The 16,960-nt window shown below is 72.4% G+C and carries 13 protein-coding genes; 6 read left to right on the forward strand and 7 right to left on the reverse strand.

Annotation, left to right across the window (positions count from 1 at the left end; all coding sequences use genetic code 11):
- Positions 1 to 2 precede the first annotated feature (2 nt).
- The 4 genes from ABZ893_RS28475 to rsmH are packed head-to-tail and all read right to left on the reverse strand — an operon-like array spanning position 3 to position 5,278.
- Complete coding sequence (locus ABZ893_RS28475; protein ID WP_361409013.1) at positions 3 to 1,667, reverse strand: UDP-N-acetylmuramoyl-L-alanyl-D-glutamate--2,6-diaminopimelate ligase; 1,665 nt, start codon at positions 1,665 to 1,667, stop codon at positions 3 to 5.
- 30 nt (positions 1,668 to 1,697) lie between these two features.
- Positions 1,698 to 3,698, reverse strand: a complete 2,001-nt coding sequence (locus tag ABZ893_RS28480) for a penicillin-binding protein 2 (RefSeq protein ID WP_361409016.1) — start codon at positions 3,696 to 3,698, stop codon at positions 1,698 to 1,700.
- 4 nt (positions 3,699 to 3,702) lie between these two features.
- The gene (locus ABZ893_RS28485) at positions 3,703 to 4,293 is read right to left on the reverse strand and encodes a septum formation initiator (RefSeq protein ID WP_361409019.1); all 591 of its coding nucleotides are present in this window, start codon (positions 4,291 to 4,293) and stop codon (positions 3,703 to 3,705) included.
- A 25-nt stretch (positions 4,294 to 4,318) separates the two neighbouring features.
- Positions 4,319 to 5,278, reverse strand: coding sequence for a 16S rRNA (cytosine(1402)-N(4))-methyltransferase RsmH (rsmH, locus tag ABZ893_RS28490; protein WP_361409022.1), 960 nt, complete (start codon positions 5,276 to 5,278; stop codon positions 4,319 to 4,321).
- A gap of 331 nt (positions 5,279 to 5,609) precedes the next feature.
- Here rsmH and ABZ893_RS28495 point away from each other — a divergent pair, with 331 nt between their 5' ends.
- The 4 genes from ABZ893_RS28495 to ABZ893_RS28510 all read left to right on the forward strand — a co-directional run bounded on the left by ABZ893_RS28495 (position 5,610) and on the right by ABZ893_RS28510 (position 11,492).
- A complete protein-coding gene (locus tag ABZ893_RS28495; RefSeq protein WP_361409025.1) occupies positions 5,610 to 6,179 on the forward strand; it encodes a carbonic anhydrase in 570 nt (189 codons plus the stop codon).
- 246 nt (positions 6,180 to 6,425) lie between these two features.
- On the forward strand, positions 6,426 to 7,481 hold the full coding sequence (locus ABZ893_RS28500; protein ID WP_361409027.1) for a MoxR family ATPase: 1,056 nt from the start codon (positions 6,426 to 6,428) through the stop codon (positions 7,479 to 7,481).
- Positions 7,481 to 8,911: a DUF58 domain-containing protein gene (locus ABZ893_RS28505; RefSeq protein ID WP_361409030.1), complete on the forward strand. Its 1,431-nt coding sequence runs from the start codon at positions 7,481 to 7,483 to the stop codon at positions 8,909 to 8,911. Before ABZ893_RS28500 ends, ABZ893_RS28505 begins: the two co-directional genes overlap by 1 nt.
- 190 nt (positions 8,912 to 9,101) lie before the next feature.
- Positions 9,102 to 11,492: a DUF3488 and transglutaminase-like domain-containing protein gene (locus ABZ893_RS28510; RefSeq protein ID WP_361409033.1), complete on the forward strand. Its 2,391-nt coding sequence runs from the start codon at positions 9,102 to 9,104 to the stop codon at positions 11,490 to 11,492.
- A 230-nt stretch (positions 11,493 to 11,722) separates the two neighbouring features.
- On the opposite strand, the gene ABZ893_RS28515 is transcribed toward ABZ893_RS28510, so the two are convergent.
- The 3 genes from ABZ893_RS28515 to ABZ893_RS28525 form a co-directional block, all read right to left on the reverse strand.
- On the reverse strand, positions 11,723 to 12,142 hold the full coding sequence (locus ABZ893_RS28515; protein ID WP_361409036.1) for a DUF3040 domain-containing protein: 420 nt from the start codon (positions 12,140 to 12,142) through the stop codon (positions 11,723 to 11,725).
- Positions 12,143 to 12,440: 298 nt separating this feature from the next.
- Positions 12,441 to 13,196 (reverse strand): methyltransferase, encoded by a 756-nt coding sequence (locus tag ABZ893_RS28520; protein ID WP_361409039.1) that lies wholly within the window; start codon positions 13,194 to 13,196, stop codon positions 12,441 to 12,443.
- A gap of 127 nt (positions 13,197 to 13,323) precedes the next feature.
- A complete protein-coding gene (locus ABZ893_RS28525; protein WP_361409042.1) occupies positions 13,324 to 13,887 on the reverse strand; it encodes an SAV_6107 family HEPN domain-containing protein in 564 nt (187 codons plus the stop codon).
- 184 nt (positions 13,888 to 14,071) lie between these two features.
- Between ABZ893_RS28525 and ABZ893_RS28530 the strand changes: the two genes are divergently transcribed.
- Positions 14,072 to 14,872 carry an ATP-binding cassette domain-containing protein gene (locus ABZ893_RS28530; protein ID WP_361409045.1) on the forward strand — a complete coding sequence of 267 codons (801 nt, stop codon included), beginning with the start codon at positions 14,072 to 14,074 and terminating at the stop codon, positions 14,870 to 14,872.
- On the forward strand, positions 14,859 to 16,943 hold the full coding sequence (locus ABZ893_RS28535) for a YhgE/Pip domain-containing protein (protein ID WP_361409048.1): 2,085 nt from the start codon (positions 14,859 to 14,861) through the stop codon (positions 16,941 to 16,943). Before ABZ893_RS28530 ends, ABZ893_RS28535 begins: the two co-directional genes overlap by 14 nt.
- Positions 16,944 to 16,960: the final 17 nt, after the last annotated feature.

Below are 16,960 nucleotides of genomic sequence, written 5' to 3' on the forward strand. Positions count from 1 at the left end.
CTTCATCCCTGGGTTTGCTGGATAGCTTCGCGAAGCACCAGGCGGTCGTCGAAGGGACGCACCACCCCGGCGATGTCCTGGCCCTGCTCGTGTCCCTTGCCGGCGACGAGGACGGTGTCACCCGGCTGTGCGCGGGCGACGACGGCGGCGATGGCGGCCGCGCGGTCCTCGAAAACCTGGACCTCGCCGCGCTCGTGGGCCGGCACCTCGGCGGCACCGGCGAGCATCGTGGCGAGGATCGCGAGGGGGTCCTCGGAACGGGGGTTGTCCGAGGTCAGTACGGCGGTGTCGGCGAGGCGGGCCGCGGCCGCGCCCATCGGCATCCGCTTGGTCTTGTCGCGGTCGCCGCCGCAGCCGAGCACGATGTGCAGCTTGTTCTCGGTGACCTTGCGCAGCGCGCGCAGCACGGACTCGACGGCGTCGGTCTTGTGGGCGTAGTCCACGACCGCGAGGTAGGGCTGGCCCACGTCGACGCGCTCCAGGCGGCCGGGGACGCCCGGTACGGCGGCGACGCCGTCGGCGGCCTGCTGCGGGTCGATGCCCGCGACGGCGAGGGAGACGATCGCGGCGAGCGCGTTGGCCACGTTGAACGGGCCGGCCAGCGGGGACTTGGCGGTGATCCGCTCGCCCTTGGGGCCGACGGCCACGAACGTGGAGTCGAACGGGCCGACCTCGACGTCCTCGGCGCGCCAGTCGGCGTCCGGGTGGCCCTCGGCGGAGAAGGTGACGACGGGCACCTCGGATTCCTGCACGAGGCGACGCCCGTACTCGTCGTCGTAGTTCACGACGCCCCGTTTGCTGCGGGCCGGGGTGAACAGCTGCGCCTTGGCCCGGAAGTAGTCCTCCATGTCGGAGTGGAACTCCATGTGTTCCGGGCTGAGGTTGTTGAAGACGGCGATGTCGAAGACGCAGCCGTCGACCCGGCCGAGCACGAGGGCGTGGCTGGAGACTTCCATGGCGACCGCGTCCACGCCGCGTTCGCGCATGACCGCGAACAGCGCCTGGAGATCGGTGGCTTCGGGGGTGGTGCGCTCCGACTTGATGCGCTCGTCGCCGATCCGCATCTCGACGGTGCCGATGAGGCCCGTGTTGCGGATCGTGCGCAGGCCGCCCTCGATGAGGTAGGCGGTGGTGGTCTTGCCGGAGGTGCCGGTGATGCCGATCTGGAGCAGATCGCGGCCGGGGTGGCCGTAGATCGTGGCCGCCAGCTCGCCCATCTCGGCGCGCGGGTTCTCCACCACGAGCGCGGGCAGGCCCGCCGCCGCGACGCGCTCGGCGCCCGACGGGTCGGTGAGGGCGGCGACGGCACCGAGGCTCGCGGCCTGGGCGGCGAAGTCGGCGCCGTGGAAGCGGGCGCCGGGCAGGGCGGCGTAGATGTCACCGGGGCGGACGGCGCGGGAGTCGTGCGTGATGCCCGTGCTCCCGGTCTCGGCCGCGGCCCCTTCGGGGGCGGGGACACCCAGCTGATCCGCGAGGTCGGCAAGTCGCGTCGTGGTGACCTGCACCGGTCGCGGCGGTCCCGGGTAGGTCACGGGAACGCCCTTCTGGGTGGTTTGGGACTGATCAGCGTGTGGCACGGCGGTGAGCGTACCGGGCTCACCCCCCATGGAGCGAAGCGAGGGGCGTGGCGTGGGCTGGTTCCCGGGGTCGGGGGTGATCGTTGTCACGGGCGGTACCTGGTCACTCTCGGGCTCGGATCAGGGCGTGAAGCTGACGGGCAGCCGGGCGGGCGCCGCCCCGGTGGGCGGGACCTGGAGCGTCTTGAGGGCGAACTCCATGACCTGCTTGTAGATGGGGCCACAGATCTGGCCGCCGAAGTAGCTGCCCTTGGTGGCGTTCTGGATCGCGCAGTAGACGGTGATGCGCGGCTTGTCGGCGGGGGCGAACCCGGCGAACGACGAGGTGTAGCCCTTGTACCTGCCGGTGGCCGGATCGACACGGTTGGCCGTGCCGGTCTTGCCGGCGACGCGGTAGCCGGGGATACGGGCCTTGGCGCCGGTGCCCTCCTCGTCGTCGACGACGGACTCCAGCATCTGCGCGATGGTCCGTGCCGTCTTGGCGCTGACGACCCGGGTTTCCTTGGGCCTCGGGGCCGGGGTGAACCTGCCGTCCGGTCCCTTGGTGCCGCGGACGAGCGTGGGCTCGATGCGGACGCCGCCGTTGGCGATGGTCGAGTAGACGGAGGCGGCCTGCATCGCGTTGATGGAGAAGCCCTGGCCGAAAGGGATCGTGTACTGCTGCGAGGTCGACCACTTGCCGGCGGGGGCCAGGATGCCCGCGGTCTCGCCGGGGAAGTCGAGCCCGGTCGGCCGGCCGATGCCGAACCTGCGCAGATACGAGTAGAGCACCTGGTTGGCCTGGGGCTGGGTCTTGCCGAGCTGGCCCGCCGCCAGGATGGTGCCGATGTTGCTGGACTTGGCGAGCACGCCGTTGAGCGTGAGGTGCCAGGTCGGGTGGTCGACGTCGTCCTGGAAGAGACGGTCACCGCGGTGCAGCCGGTTGGGCACCGTGACATGGGTGTCGGGGGTGGCCGCGTTCTCCTGGAGCACGGCGGCCATCGACATGACCTTCGCGGTGGATCCGGGCTCGTACGCGTCCTGGAGCGCGGCGTTGCCCATGGCCGTGGAGTTGGCCTGCGACAGGTCGTTGGGGTCGAAGCCGGGCGCGTTGGCCATCGCCAGGACCTCGCCGGTCGCGGTGTCCTGCACCATCACGTAGCCGCGGTCCGCGCCGGACTTCTTCACCTGCTCGGTGATGGCCTGCTGGGCGGCCCACTGGATGTCGCGGTCGATGGTGAGCTCGACGTCCGAACCGGGCACCGCGGGCTCTTCGTTGCTGCCGGCCGTGGGCACCTGACGGCCGCCGGACTGGGCGTACCTGATCTTGCCGGGCTTGCCGGCCAGGTCCTTGTTGAGCTGCTGCTCGACGCCGCCGCCGCCCTGGCCCTCGGAGTTGACCCAGCCCAGTATCCCGGCGGCGAGATCGCCGTTCGGGTACACGCGCTTGCTGCTGGGGTCGGCGAAGACGCCGGCGATGACGCTCGCCTTCTTCTCCTTGCCCGCCCGCTCCGAGAGCGTGGTCCTGAGGTCCTTGATCTGCTTCCAGACCTGGGGGGTCTGCCGGCGGGCCAGCAGGACGTAACGCGTGTTCGGCGTCCGCAGCTTCTTCGCGAGGACGTCGGCGTCCGTGCCGAGGATCGGGGCGAGCAGCGCCGCGGCCTGCTCGGGCGCGTCCGCGGGCACGACCGGGGCGGGGGTGCCCTTGGTCGTCGCGGGGTCCGCCGGGCGGAACATCGTGGGGTCGGCGGTGATGTCGTACGCGTCCACGCTGGTGGCGAGCGCGACGCCGCTGCGGTCGGTGATCCCGCCGCGCTCCGCCGCGAGGACGTGCTCGACGTAGCGGTGCTGCTCGGCCGCTGCCGCGTACGTGCTGGCGTCGACGGCCTGCACCTGGAGCAGGCGGACGACGAAGGCTACGAGGATGAGGGTGAGGCCGAGGCTGATCATGCGCAGCCGGGGGCGCGGGCTGCCGAGGCGCAGGGCCGCGGGCGCCTTCGCGGGAGCGGGGCGTGGGCGCCGCGCGCCTGGGGCGGGGCGGCGGGGGGCGGGGGCCGGGCGCCGGGGGGTGGCCGGGCGGCCGTTCCTCGCGGGCCTGGAGGGGCCGGGGACCCGGCGTCGCGGGGGCTCCCTGTCGGTCATTCCGTCACCTGCCGGTGGTCGAGGGCGCGGGTTTCACCTGCGAGGACGTGGGGGTCGGCGTGGGGGCCTTCGGCTGGCCGGACGCGGCCGGGATGGTGGCCGGAGTGGCCGGGGTGGCCGTCGGCGAGCCGCTCGGGGCCGGGGACGTACCGGCCGCGCGGGTCGGCGTCGCGGTCGGGGTCGGCGTCGGCGTGGGTGTGGGCCGGGGCGCGACGGGCGCGGCGGCGGCCTGGCTGGGGACGCCGCCGACGGTGCCGTCGGGCTTGAGGAAGGCCGGGTCGCCGCCGGGGACCATGCCGAGCTTGCGGGCGCGGCGCTGGAGGGCGTCGGGGGCCGCGTAGGCGTCGACGTCGCGCTGGAGGGCCTGCTCGTCCTCGGTGAGGTCGGTCGTCCGCTTCTTGAGGTCGTTCAGCCTGAACGACCCTTCGTTGAGCGCCGAGTTGAGCATCAGGAGCGTGATCAGGCCGCCGCCGAGCAGCAGGACGACGAGGAGCACGAACGGTGTGCGGGCGGCCTGGCTCTTGCCGGTGGGTCCCGAGGGCAGCAGCCGCGCGAGTCGCGCGGCCCTCCCCCGTAGTTCGCCCCTGGGCTTCATCGACCCCTCCTCGCGCGCGTGGGACTCACTCGGAGACCTCCTCGCGGATGCGCTGCGCACCCCGCAGCCGTGCCGGGGCGGCCCGGCGGTTCTCGGCGACCTCTTCCTCCGTGGGGAGTTCGGCGCCGCGCGTGAGCAGCTTGAGCCGCGGCTGGTAGCGCTCGGGGACGACGGGCAGGCCGGGCGGCGCGGTGGTGGCGGCGCCGGCCGCGAACACCTGCTTGACCAGCCGGTCCTCGAGCGAGTGGTACGAGAGGACGGCGATACGTCCGCCGACGGCGAGCGCCTGCACGGCGGACGGGATCGCCCGCTCCAGGACGCTGAGTTCGCCATTGACTTCGATGCGCAGGGCCTGGAAGGTGCGCTTGGCGGGGTTGCCCCCGGTGCGTTTGGCGGCCTGCGGGAGGGCGTCCCGGATCAGCTCGACGAGCCGGGCGCTGTTGCTGAACGGCTCCTTCTCGCGCTCGCGCACGATGGCCGACACGATCCGCTTGGCCTGCTTCTCCTCGCCGTACGCGCGCAGGATCCGCACCAGTTCGCCCGGGGGGTACGTGTTGAGGACCTCGGCGGCGCTCATGCCGGTCGTCTGGTCCATGCGCATGTCGAGCGGCGCGTCCTGCGCGTAGGCGAAGCCGCGGTCGGCCTCGTCGAGCTGCATGGAGGAGACGCCCAGGTCGAAGAGGACGCCCTGCACGCGCGCGATGCCGAGGCGGTCGAGGACCTCGGGCAGTTCGTCGTAGACCGCGTGCACGAGGGTGGCGCGGTCGCCGAACGGGGCCAGCCGCTCGCCGGAGAGGCGCAGGGCCTCCTTGTCGCGGTCGAGGGCGACGAGCCGGCACGCGGGGAACGTGGACAGGAGGGCCTCGCTGTGTCCGCCGAGACCGAGTGTGCAGTCGACGACGACGGCGCCCGGTTCGGCGAGGGCCGGGGCCAACAGGTCCAGGCAGCGCTGGAGCATCACCGGGACATGTCGGGTCTGGCTCAAGGGGCCCTCTCAGTTCCGGCGCGGTGCGGGGCGGCGGCCGGCCCCAAGCGGACGGCGGCCGGGCCGTACGTGCACGTCGCGCACGTGGGAAGAGTGTGGGAAGTCCGGCGAAGTGCCGGGATCTTCGGTGTTTCCTGGGGTTTCCGCGTCACTTTAGTCCACGGTGTCGCCCGGTCAATCAACCGGCCTGCGCGTCGCGCGCCGCCTCTGCCCGAAGCCACGTTCCGGGAGAAATCACCCGCCTGGGTGAGGGACGACCACGCCTGTGGGTTACCTCACACCAAGTCCTATGACGTTCTTTGTCCCCTCTGGCAGAGGGCCTGTCAAAGCCATGACCATTAACGTCGTAGCCATGACGACTTCCGCACACCTCCCCGCCGAGTCCGAAGGCGCCATATCCGTCGACGGCACTGTGACCGACCGTCTCGTCGAGGCGAACGAGCGCTACGCCGCCGCGTTCGCCGATCCCGGCATGGACGCGCGTCCCGTCCTGCGCGTGGCCGTGGTGGCCTGCATGGACGCCCGGCTCGACCTGCACAAGGCCCTGGGCCTCGAACTGGGCGACTGCCACACGATCCGTAACGCGGGCGGTGTTGTCACCGACGACGTCATCCGCTCGCTCACCATCAGCCAGCGGGCGCTCGGCACCCGCAGCGTGGTCCTCATCCACCACACCGGCTGCGGTCTGGAGAGCATCACCGAGGAGTTCCGGCACGAGCTGGAGATGGAGGTCGGGCAGCGCCCGGCCTGGGCCGTCGAGGCGTTCCGCGACGTCGACCAGGACGTGCGCCAGTCCATGCAGCGCGTGCGGACCTCGCCGTTCATGCTGCACACCGAGGACGTGCGCGGGTTCGTCTTCGACGTCACGACCGGTCTGCTGCGGGAGATCGACCCGGCCTGAGCCGGTCGGCCCGCCCACCCCGCCGGACCTCCCCAACTCGCCTGATTCGCCGGACAAAAGACCGTAAGCCCGGCATATCGCAGGCAGTTATCCACAGGCGAGTGACACGAACCGGTAACGCAACAAGAATGCGGAGTGCCACCTCGTGCGACGGGACGGAACCCGTCGCGCGTGGTGTTCGTGTTTCGGGGTGGGCCGGTCCGCAGCGTCAGCGTCGGCCGGCAGGTACGGGCCGAGGAGGGCCGGGTGACGACCTATGAGGATCGGGCGAGCCATGGGGGTGCCCCCGCTCGAACGCAGTCGGGCGTCGGGGACGAACTGACCACCACCGTGGATCGGGTCCGCAGGTCGGTGGAGAGCGTGATCGAGGGCAAGCCCGAGGTCGTACGGCTCGCCCTGACGGTGCTCCTGGCCGAGGGACACCTGCTCATCGAGGACGTGCCGGGCGTCGGCAAGACGATGCTCGCCAAGGCGCTCGCGCGGTCCATCGACTGCTCGGTGCGCCGCATCCAGTTCACGCCCGACCTGCTGCCCTCGGACATCACCGGTGTCTCCATCTGGGACCAGCAGCGCCGTGACTTCGAGTTCAAGCCGGGCGCGATCTTCGCGCAGATCGTGATCGGCGACGAGATCAACCGCGCGTCCCCCAAGACCCAGTCCGCGCTCCTGGAGTCCATGGAGGAGCGCCAGGTCACCATCGACGGGCAGACGTACGAACTGCCCAGCCCCTTCATGGTGGTGGCCACGCAGAACCCGGTCGAGATGGAGGGCACGTACCCACTGCCCGAGGCGCAGCGCGACCGCTTCATGGCCCGGGTGTCGATCGGCTACCCGAGCCCGGAGGCCGAGCTTCAGATGCTCGACATCCACGGCGGGGTCTCCCCGCTCGACGACCTCGAGGCGGTGGCGCACGCTGACGACATCGTGAAGCTCGTCGACGCCGTCCGCGCGGTCCACGTCGCCGAGCCGGTGCGGCGGTACGCCGTCGACCTGGTCTCCGCCACACGCAGCCACCCCGACCTGCGGCTCGGCGCCTCGCCGCGCGCCACGCTGCATCTGCTGCGTGCCGCGAAGGCGTCGGCGGCGCTCAGCGGCCGCGGGTTCGCGCTGCCCGACGACGTGCAGGCGCTCGCCGTGCAGGTCCTCGCGCACCGCCTGCTGCCCACGGCACAGGCCCAGTTGAACCGCCGCACGTCCGAGCAGGTCGTCCTGGAGATCCTCCAGCACACACCGGTGCCCGCCACCCCGGGCCACGGTTCCCCGACGTACGGACATCAGCCGCCCGGCGCCCGGAGGCCGTGATGGCCTCGGGGGGTGCCTTCGAGGGCGGCGGCAAGGGCGGGCCGATGGTCGCCCTCTCGGGGCTGACCACGCGAGGGCGCTCGTTCCTCGCCGCCGGGGTGGCGGCCGCGATCTGCGCGTACGTCCTCGGGCAGAGCGATCTGCTCCGGGTCGGACTGCTGCTCGCCGTGCTGCCGCTGGTCTGCGCGTTCGCCCTCTACCGCACCCGTTACCAAGTCACCGGCAGCCGCCGCCTCTCCCCCGCGCGCGTGCCGGCGGGCAGCGAGGCCCGCGTCCAGCTGCGCATGGACAACGTCTCGCGGCTCCCCACCGGTCTGCTGATGCTCCAGGACCGCGTGCCGTACGTGCTCGGGCCCCGGCCCCGCTTCATCCTCGACCGGGTCGAGGCGGGCGGGCGCCGGGAGGTGTCGTACCGCGTGCGCTCGGACCTGCGCGGGCGCTATCCGCTCGGCCCGCTCCAGCTGCGCCTGAGCGACCCGTTCGGCATGTGCGAGCTGACCCGCTCCTTCGCCGCGTACGACACCCTCACGGTCACCCCGCGCGTCCAGCCGCTGCCGGCGGTACGGCTGTCCGGCGAGGCCAAGGGGTACGGCGACGGGCGGAACCGTTCGCTCGCGCTGGCCGGCGAGGACGACGTGATCCCGCGCGGGTACCGCTACGGGGACGACCTGCGCCGCGTGCACTGGCGCTCGACCGCGCGATACGGCGAGCTGATGGTGCGCCGCGAGGAGCAGCCGCAGCGGGCCCGCTGCACGGTGCTCCTCGACACCCGGAGCGTCGCCTTCCCCGGCGCGGGGCCCGACTCCGCCTTCGAGTGGGCCGTGTCCGGCACGGCTTCGGTCCTCTTCCACATGATCGAACGGGGCTTCTCCGTACGGCTGTTGACCGACGCGGGGAACTCGGTGCCGGGCGAGGGGGCCGACGGGTTCACGGGCGCGGGCCAGGAGTCGGCGGAGGCGGCCGGACTGATGATGGACACCCTCGCGGTCGTGGACCACTCGGACGGCCCGGGGCTCACCCCCGCGTACGACGCGATCCGCGGGGGCGGCGAGGGGCTTCTGATCGCCTTCTTCGGCGACCTGGACGAGGAACAGGCGGCGGTCGCGGCGAAGATGCGGCAGCGGAGTGGGGGTGCGGTCGCGTTCATGCTGGACAGGGAGGGGTGGACGCGCGGGGCTCCGCCGGGGGGCGGGCCCGCGGGTGGCTCGGCGCTCGGCTCGGCGCTCAGCTCGGCGGGTGGCGGCTCGGCGGGTGGCTCGGCGCTCGGCTCGGCGCGCTGCGAGGAGAGCCTGCGGATGCTCCGCGAGGCAGGCTGGGCGGCCCTGCCGGTCGGCCCCGGCGCTTCCCTGCCGGACCTCTGGCGCGAGACGGACCACCACAGGGCTGCCGGCGGCGGCCTGAAGGGGCCGGGGGCGTCGGGGTGGTCGTGAACGGAGTGGGGGCGGGACGTGTGGCCGTGGCAGTGGAGTTGAGTGCGGCGCGGAGTGTGCACGGTACGGATGTGATCGCTCCACACGTGGACCCGGCGAACCAGGGCGCCCGCGCGCCCCTGAGCAGGCAGGATGCGACGCGTCCCCCACACAGGGGCACCGCCCGTCGCACCCACGGAAGGGCCCAGTCATGAGTGGAGGCGCTCGGCTCGCGTTGTGCGCGACGACCGCCACGTTCCTGGCGGCCTGCGCCCTGTTGCCGTTGGTGGACATGGCGTCCTGGATCATTCAGGCCGCGTTCCTGCTCGTCGTCCAGGCCGGGGTGGGGGCGCTGGCCCGGCGGGTCCCGCTCGCGCGGCCGCTGACCGTCGCCGCGCAGGCCGTCGTGACGTTGCTGCTGCTCACCCTGTTCTTCGCGAACCGCGAGGCGGTCGGCGGGGTGATCCCCGGCCCGGACACCTTCCGTCACTTCGGGGACCTGCTCCAGGCGGGCGCCGACGACGTGAACCGCTTCTCGATCCCGGCGCCGCTGACCGACGGGATCCGCCTGATGCTGGTCGCCGGCGTCGTGGTGATCGGCCTCGCCGTGGACGCGCTCGCGGTGACGTTCCGCAGCGCGGCGCCCGCGGGGCTGCCCCTGCTCGCCCTGTACTCGGTCGCCGCCGGCCTCTCGCAGGGCGGCACCGACTGGCTGTGGTTCCTGCTCGCCGCCGGCGGCTATCTGCTGCTCCTTCTCGCCGAGGGCCGGGACCGGCTCTCGCAGTGGGGGCGCGTCTTCGGCGGTACGGCCGCCCGCTCGCCGGGCGGCGCGGCACAGGGCACGACCGGCGCCGTCGCCCCCGTCCGCACGGGCCGCCGCATCGGCGCGCTCGCCCTGGGCATCGCCCTGGTCGTGCCGCTCGCCCTGCCCACGCTCGACGGCGGCCTGCTCGGCGCGAACGGGGTGGGGGCGGGCGTGGGCTCGGGTGGCGGCGGCACCATCTCCGCCGTAAATCCCCTCGTCTCCCTCAAGGACAGCCTGAACCAGCCCGAGGACCGTGAGGTGATGTCGTACCGCACGAACTCGAAGGACACCCAGGACCTGTATCTGCGGATCGTCTCCCTCGACGAGTTCGACGGGACGACGTGGCGGCCCGCGAAGCGCAGCATCATCGACGTCCCCTCCCCGTTCCCGAACCCGCGCGGCCTCGGCGCGGACGTCCGCAGGACGGCGATACGGACGAACATCGCGGCGGCGGACTGGTACGCCCAGGAGTGGCTGCCGCTCCCGTACCCGGCGACGAAGGTCGACATCTCAGGACGCTGGCGGTACGAGCCGGTGGGCCGGGCCCTCGTCGGGGACCACAACGAGACCACGCGCGGCAAGCAGTACAGCGTGGAGAGCCTGATCGTGAAGCCGACCGCGGCGCAGCTGGCCAACGCACCCGAGCCGCCGGCCGATCTGCGGCGGGAGTTCACGAGGGTTCCGGCCTCCCTGCCGGCGATCGTGGAGAAAACCGCGCTGAAGGTCACCCAGGGCGCGGCCAACGACTACGAGCGGGCCGTGAAGCTGCAGGACTACTTCGCCGTGACCGGCGGCTTCACGTACAACACCCAGGTCTCGGCGGGCAGTGGTTCCGCCGCCATAGCGCGGTTCCTGAAGGACAAGGAGGGCTTCTGCGTCCACTTCTCCTTCTCGATGGCGGCAATGGCGCGGACGCTGGGGATACCGGCCCGGGTGGCGGTCGGCTTCACACCGGGCTCCCCGCAGGGGGACGGCCGGATGTCGGTCGGCCTGCGGGACGCGCACGCATGGCCCGAGCTGTACTTCGAGGGGGTCGGCTGGACCCGTTTCGAGCCGACGCCGAGCCGTGGCACGGTGCCGGATTACACCCGTTCCGACACTCCTGTCGGCAACCCGAGCGATCCGGCGGCGCCGCACGAGGCCGCCTCGTCGGAGCCGTCGGCGGGGGCGCCCTCGGCGTCGGACGACTGCCCGGCGGCGGACCGGAAGCTGGGCGGCTGCGCGAGCAAGGCGCCGACGGTCATCGGCACGTCCGGCAACGACGGCCCGCCCTTCGGCACGATCGCCCTCGTCGCCCTGGGCGCCGGGCTGGTGGTGCTGCTGCCGCTGCTCCCGATGCTGTGGCGACGGAGGGTACGGTCCCTGCGGCTCGGCGCGCCCGGCCGCACGGACGAGGACGTAGCGACCCGCACGTTGGCCGCATGGCGGGAGCTGACCGACACGGCGTGGGACCACGGCATCGCGCCGGACGACTCGCAGACGCCACGCAAGGCGGCGGCACGGATCATCACCGTCGGCCGGCTCGAAGCGTCCGCGGCGGACTCCGTCCATCGATTGGCGACGGCGGTGGAACAGGTCCTCTACGCCCCGAACCCGCAACCGGCAACAGGCCTGGGCGACGACGTACGCCGCGTCGAACGTGCCCTGCACGCCCAGGCAAGCCGCCGGTCCCGCCTCCGCGCAACACTCGCCCCCCGCTCGACCGTCCGAGTGGCCTGGACCCTCAGACAGCGCCGGGCCTCACTCACCACCCGCTGGCAAACACTCCTACGCCGCCCTTCGGGCCAGCAGAACTGATCCGCGAGGGTGTGTGCGGGGCTGACGGAAACGCAACATGGCCGACCGGCAACCAGCCCCGCAAACACCCCCGACCGGCACCCAGCCGCAGACGCACATAACCACCCCACAAACACGACCCGCGCCCCCGGCCCCGCCCCCGCTCCCCACCGCCCCCAGACACGCCAAAAGGGCGACCCCCCGCAGGTGGTCGCCCCTCAGCTACGTCGTCAAGTTCCGGGCGGCAGCCCTCAGCGGCCGCCGCCGCCCTGTTCGTCCCGGCGTCGTTGCCAGCGCTGTTCGATCCGGTCCATCATCGACCGGCGCTGCCTGCTCTGGTGCCGTCGGGTGTGTTGGTGGCCTCCGGGCGCCGCTCCCGCCGCCGGCTGTTCACCAGGCTTGGGTGCTTTGCGCCATCCGGTCACCGCGAGGGCCGCACAGGCCAGCATGACGAGGAACCCCACGACGCTGAGCCAGATCTGCGTGAGGACCATTCCAGTCATGAGGAGCGCGATTCCCACCAGGAAGCCCGTGACTGCCTGGTAGACCCGACGTCGGGTGTACGTACGCAGCCCGCTTCCCTCAAGCGCTGTCGCGAACTTGGGATCTTCGGCGTACAGCGCTCGCTCCATCTGCTCGAGCATTCGCTGCTCGTGCTCCGAGAGCGGCACGGAGTCCTCCTCATCGTGCAGTCGCCGGGGCGACCGGGGGTCCCCTTCAGGATAGGCAGGGAATCGCCCCCGTGAAACCCGCCCCTCTGCGCCAACTTCGCCAGCCAGGCCCGCCACTCCGGACCGGCTCGCTGAGGCGTTCATGCCCAAGCCGCCGTCCCGTCATGCCGGACCATCTCCCTCGATCATACGGCGCCCGGCCCCGAAGCGGGGGGCGTGTGGTGTACTCCATCCGCCGCTGCGCCGCTGATCAGCGGGGCAGCGTCGGGGCGCTGGGGGCAGCGGGGCCGGCGGTCGGCTACCGCTTCTCGCCGAGGATGTGCAGCTGGGTGGCGACGGAGTGGAAGGCGGGCAGCTCTGCGGCGGCGGCCTCCAGCTTGAGGAGCTCCTGGAGGGCGCCCGGCTCGGTGTCCACGAGGACGCCCGGCACCAGGTCGGCGAAGACCCGGACACCGTGCACGGCGCCGACCTCGACGCCCGCCGCCTCGACCAGCTCGGTGAGCTGCTCGGCGCTGAAGCGGCGCGGCACGGGGTCGCTGTCGCCGTAGCGGCCCGCCGGGTCGCCGAGGGCCTGGCGGGCCTCCTTGAAGTGGCCGGCGAGGGCCCGCGCGAGGACGGCGCCGCCGAGGCCCGCGCCGAGCAGGCTGAGGACGCCGGAGGAGCGCAGGGCGCCCACCGCGTTCGCCACGCCCTCGGCCGGGTCGTCTACGTACTCCAGGACGCCGTGGCACAGGACCGCGTCGTAGCCGTCGTGCTCGACGACGTCGAAGAGGCCGGACACGTCGCCCTGGACGCCGCGCACGCGGTCGGCGACGCCGGCCTCGGCCGCGCGGCGCTCGAGCGCGAAGAGCGCGTTCGGGCTGGGGTCGACGACGGTGACGCGGTGACCGAGGCCGGCCACGGGCACCGCGAAGTTCCCGCTGCCGCCTCCGGTGTCGAGGACGTCGAGCGACTCGCGCCCCGTGGCCTTGACGCGACGGTCGAGGGCGTCCTTCAGGACGTCCCAGACCACGGCGGTACGGAGAGAAGCGCGGGGGCGCATCGGGTCCGACACGGCAGGTGACTCCTCGGCGCGGCTCCGGCTCTTGGCGGCGGAGCGATGGTGACCCCTCCGGCGCCGGCGCTGAGCCGGGTGGAGGGTTCGGGCGCCTCCACCCTATTGCCTCGTGGGAGCTGCCAGGTCACCCGGCGTCCGGGACGTTCCGGCCGGTGGCCGCGTCCTCGTCCTCCGTTCTCGGCTGGGGCAGTACGGGCTGGAGCACGAGCATCCGCTCGACGAGGCGCAGGAACATGGCGACGTCGCGGAGCAGGTCGTCCGCGTCGCGGACGGTGGCCGCGCCCCGGATGCCGGCTTCGGCGCGGGCCCTGCGGGTGGCGCCGGAGGCGAACAGGGCGCTCCACTCGGTCAGTTCGGGCGCTATCTCGGGGAGCACTTCCCAGGCGCTCCGTATCTTCGCGCGGCGCCGTGGGGTGGCTTCGGGCCGGCCGCGGGCGGCGAGTACGGCGGCGGCGGTGCGCAGGGCGGCGAGGTGGGCCGTGGCGTACCGCTCGTTGGGGGTGTCGAGGTGGGCCGCCTCGTCGAGTCCCGTGCGCGCCTGGGCGAGCAGGTCGAGTGCGGCGGGCGGGGCGCCCGTGCGACGGAGTACGGGGTGGACGTCGCTCGCGGGGCCGTTGAGTGAGGGGGCAGGGCCAGTGGCGCGGGAGCGGCGGGCGGCAGCAGCCGATGACGCCGGGTGTCCAGCCATGACGAACCTCCTGTCGTCTGTGTGACGGCGCAGTGGCCGTATGTGTCCATCGTGGAGTACGCCACTGACAATCGGCTCTGACCTGCGCCTTTGCTTCGGGCGCCAGTTCGGGCTACTTTTTGTACTGACCAGTCAGTTCAAAAAGGGTGAGCGGTCAAGAGTGAGAGATCAGGGGGGCCTGGCCATGGACGGTCCGGGAGCGGTCGCCGTCGGCGCCGAGGGGTTGGGGCTCAAGGGCCCGCGTGGCTGGGCGTTCCGAGGGGTGGACGTCAAGGCCGAACCCGGGGCGCTCGTCGCGATCGAGGGACCGTCCGGGTCGGGCCGTACCTGTCTGCTGCTCGCCCTCACCGGACGCATGAAGCCCACCGAGGGCACCGCGTCCGTCGGCCGCCTCCGGCTCCCGAAGCAGCTGTCCGCCGTACGACGGATCAGCGCGCTGGCGCATGTGCCGGGGGTGACCGACCTCGATCCCGCCCTGACCGTCGGGGAGCACCTGCGCGAACGGGCACTGCTGGAGCAGCGGTTCGGCAGCTCCCTGCGGGCGCTCCTTCGCCCCCGGGCCGAGCGGCGGGCAGCGTCCCGGCTGCGGATCGACACCGCCCTGGCCGCCGCCGGGCTCGACCTGGACGCCCTCCCGAAGGGCCCCCGCACCGCCGTGCGCGACCTGGAGCGGACCGAGGCACTCCGCCTCTCCGTGGCCCTCGCGATGATCGGCAAGCCGCGGCTGCTCGGCGTGGACGACACCGACCTGAAGCTCTCGGACGCCGAACGGGCCGAAGTCTGGGACCTGTTGAGGTCCGTCGCCGAGTCCGGCACGACGGTCCTGGCGGTGTGCAGCGAGGCCCCGGAGGGCGCCGTTGTCGTATCGACCGCCCCCAAGAAAGCCGCCGCAGAAGCCGCAGCACACGACGCAGCAGACGACGCAGCGGACGGCACCGAGAACGGCAACGACGACGACAAGGAGACGGCGAATGCGCTCGCCTAGGCTCGCCGCGCTCGAACTGAGGCGCTTCGGCAGGGGCAAGCTGCCGCGTGCCGCGCTCGCCGCCCTCCTGCTGCTCCCCCTGCTCTACGGCGCCCTCTACCTGTGGTCGTTCTGGGACCCGTACGGGCGGCTCGACAAGGTTCCCGTGGCGCTCGTCAACGACGACAAGGGGGCGACGGCCGCGGGCAAGAAGGTCACCGCCGGCGACGACATCACCGAAGGGCTGCGGGCCAGCAAGGTCTTCGACTGGCATGAGGTCAGCGCGGCCAAGGCGCGCAAGGGCGTCGAGGACGGGACGTACTACCTGTCCCTGACCATGCCTTCGGACTTCAGCAAGCGTGTCGTGTCCAGTGCGGGTGACTCGCCGGAGACCGGCGCTCTCCAGGTGCGGACGAACGACGCGAACAACTACATCGTCGGGCAGATCTCTCGGACGGTGTTCTCCGAGGTGCGTTCGGCGGCGTCCACCAAGGCGTCGCGCTCGTTCCTCGACCGGATCTTCATCTCGTTCTCCGACCTGCACGACGCCACGCAGAAGGCGGCCAAGGGCGCCGACCAGCTCGAAGGCGGGATCGGCAAGGCGAAGAAGGGGTCCAAGGAGCTGGCCGACGGCCTGAAGGACGCCAAGAAGGGCAGCTCCGACCTGGCCGGCGGGCTCAAGAAGCTGAACAAGGGCGCGGGCGCGCTGGAGGACGGCTCGAAGCAGGTGTCCGAGGGCACGCAACTGCTCGCCGACAAGGTCAACGGCGTCGACGCCCAGGTGCGCCCCTTCCTGAAGAACAACAAGAAGGCGATCGGCGACACCGCCCAGCTCGTCGCCGACTCCGCGAAAGGCATACGCGACAACCTCGACGTCCTCGTGAAGACCGCGCCGCCCGCCGCCAAGGGAGCGCACACCGCCGCCGACGTCCTGGACGGCGTCTACAAGGCGCGCTGCGAGAACCTGCCGCTGCCCGACCCGGCCTGCCCCGACCTGAAGAAGGCCAAGATCGCGGCCGACGACGTGGCGAAGGTCGCCGACGACGTGAACGTGCTGATCGACAACGACCACGGCGACCTGGACACCCTCGACGGTCATCTCGCCACGCTCCAGCACCAGTCGGAGGCGCTGGCGAAGCGCGCCCCGACCCTCGACCAGGACGTGGCCACCGCCGTCTCGAAGATCAACGCGCTCAACAAGGGCGCGGGCCAGGTCGCCAAGGGCGCCAAGCAGCTGCACACCGGGCTCGGCACGGCGAAGACCGGCTCGGCGGCGCTCGACACGGGCGTCGGCAAGCTGAAGACGGGCGCGGGCGAGCTCAGCGGCGGCATGTACAAGCTGGCCGACGGCTCCGGCAAGCTCGCCGGCGGTCTCCACGACGGCGTGAAGCAGATCCCCGACTACGACAAGAAGGACCGCGACCAGCGCACCGGCGTCATGGCCGACCCGGTCCAGCTCGCCTCGCAGTCCCTGCACAAGGCGCCCAACTACGGCACCGGGTTCGCCCCTTACTTCATCCCGCTGTCCCTGTGGGTCGGCGCGATGGTGGCCTACATGCTGATCCAGCCGCTCAACCGGCGCGCGCTCGCCGCGGGTGCCTCCGCCTGGCGGATCGCGCTGGCCGGCTGGCTCCCGGTGGCCACGCTCGGGGTGCTCCAGGTGGGCGCGCTGATGTCCGTACTGCACTGGGCGCTCGGGCTCCAGATGGTGCGGGCGGCCGGGACGGTCGGGTTCCTGTTCCTCGTGACCGCGTGCTTCGCCGCGATCGTGCAGTGGCTGAACGCCCGCTTCGGAGCGGCCGGGCGGATCCTCGTACTCGCCGTCCTGATGCTCCAGTTGACGTCGGCGGGCGGCACGTACCCCGTGCAGACGAGCCCCGGGTTCTTCAACGCGATCCACCCCTACCTGCCGATGACCTACGTCGTCGAGGCGCTCCGGAGGCTGATCTCCGGCGGTGGACTCGGGCCCGTGTGGCAGGGCTGCGCCGTCCTGGTGGCGTTCACGGCCGGAGCCCTCGCCCTGACCGCGCTGAGTGCCCGCCGTAAGCAGGTGTGGACACTCGACCGGCTGCACCCGGAGCTCAGCCTGTGAACGCGGCCGCCCGGACG

It is taken from the genome of Streptomyces sp. NPDC046821 (assembly GCF_040645335.1).
Taxonomy (GTDB): Bacteria; Actinomycetota; Actinomycetes; order Streptomycetales; family Streptomycetaceae; genus Streptomyces.

Excerpts from the sequence above, each read along its gene's own strand:
- ABZ893_RS28495 (WP_361409025.1), top strand. The coding sequence starts at position 5,610 with ATGACCATTAACGTCGTAGCCATGACGACTTCCGCACACCTCCCCGCC.
- ABZ893_RS28485 (WP_361409019.1), bottom strand. The coding sequence starts at position 4,293 with ATGAAGCCCAGGGGCGAACTACGGGGGAGGGCCGCGCGACTCGCGCGG.
- ABZ893_RS28505 (WP_361409030.1), top strand. The coding sequence starts at position 7,481 with ATGGCCTCGGGGGGTGCCTTCGAGGGCGGCGGCAAGGGCGGGCCGATG.
- ABZ893_RS28535 (WP_361409048.1), top strand. The coding sequence starts at position 14,859 with ATGCGCTCGCCTAGGCTCGCCGCGCTCGAACTGAGGCGCTTCGGCAGG.
- ABZ893_RS28510 (WP_361409033.1), top strand. The coding sequence starts at position 9,102 with ATGAGTGGAGGCGCTCGGCTCGCGTTGTGCGCGACGACCGCCACGTTC.
- ABZ893_RS28530 (WP_361409045.1), top strand. The coding sequence starts at position 14,072 with ATGGACGGTCCGGGAGCGGTCGCCGTCGGCGCCGAGGGGTTGGGGCTC.
- ABZ893_RS28480 (WP_361409016.1), bottom strand. The coding sequence starts at position 3,698 with ATGACCGACAGGGAGCCCCCGCGACGCCGGGTCCCCGGCCCCTCCAGG.
- ABZ893_RS28525 (WP_361409042.1), bottom strand. The coding sequence starts at position 13,887 with ATGGCTGGACACCCGGCGTCATCGGCTGCTGCCGCCCGCCGCTCCCGC.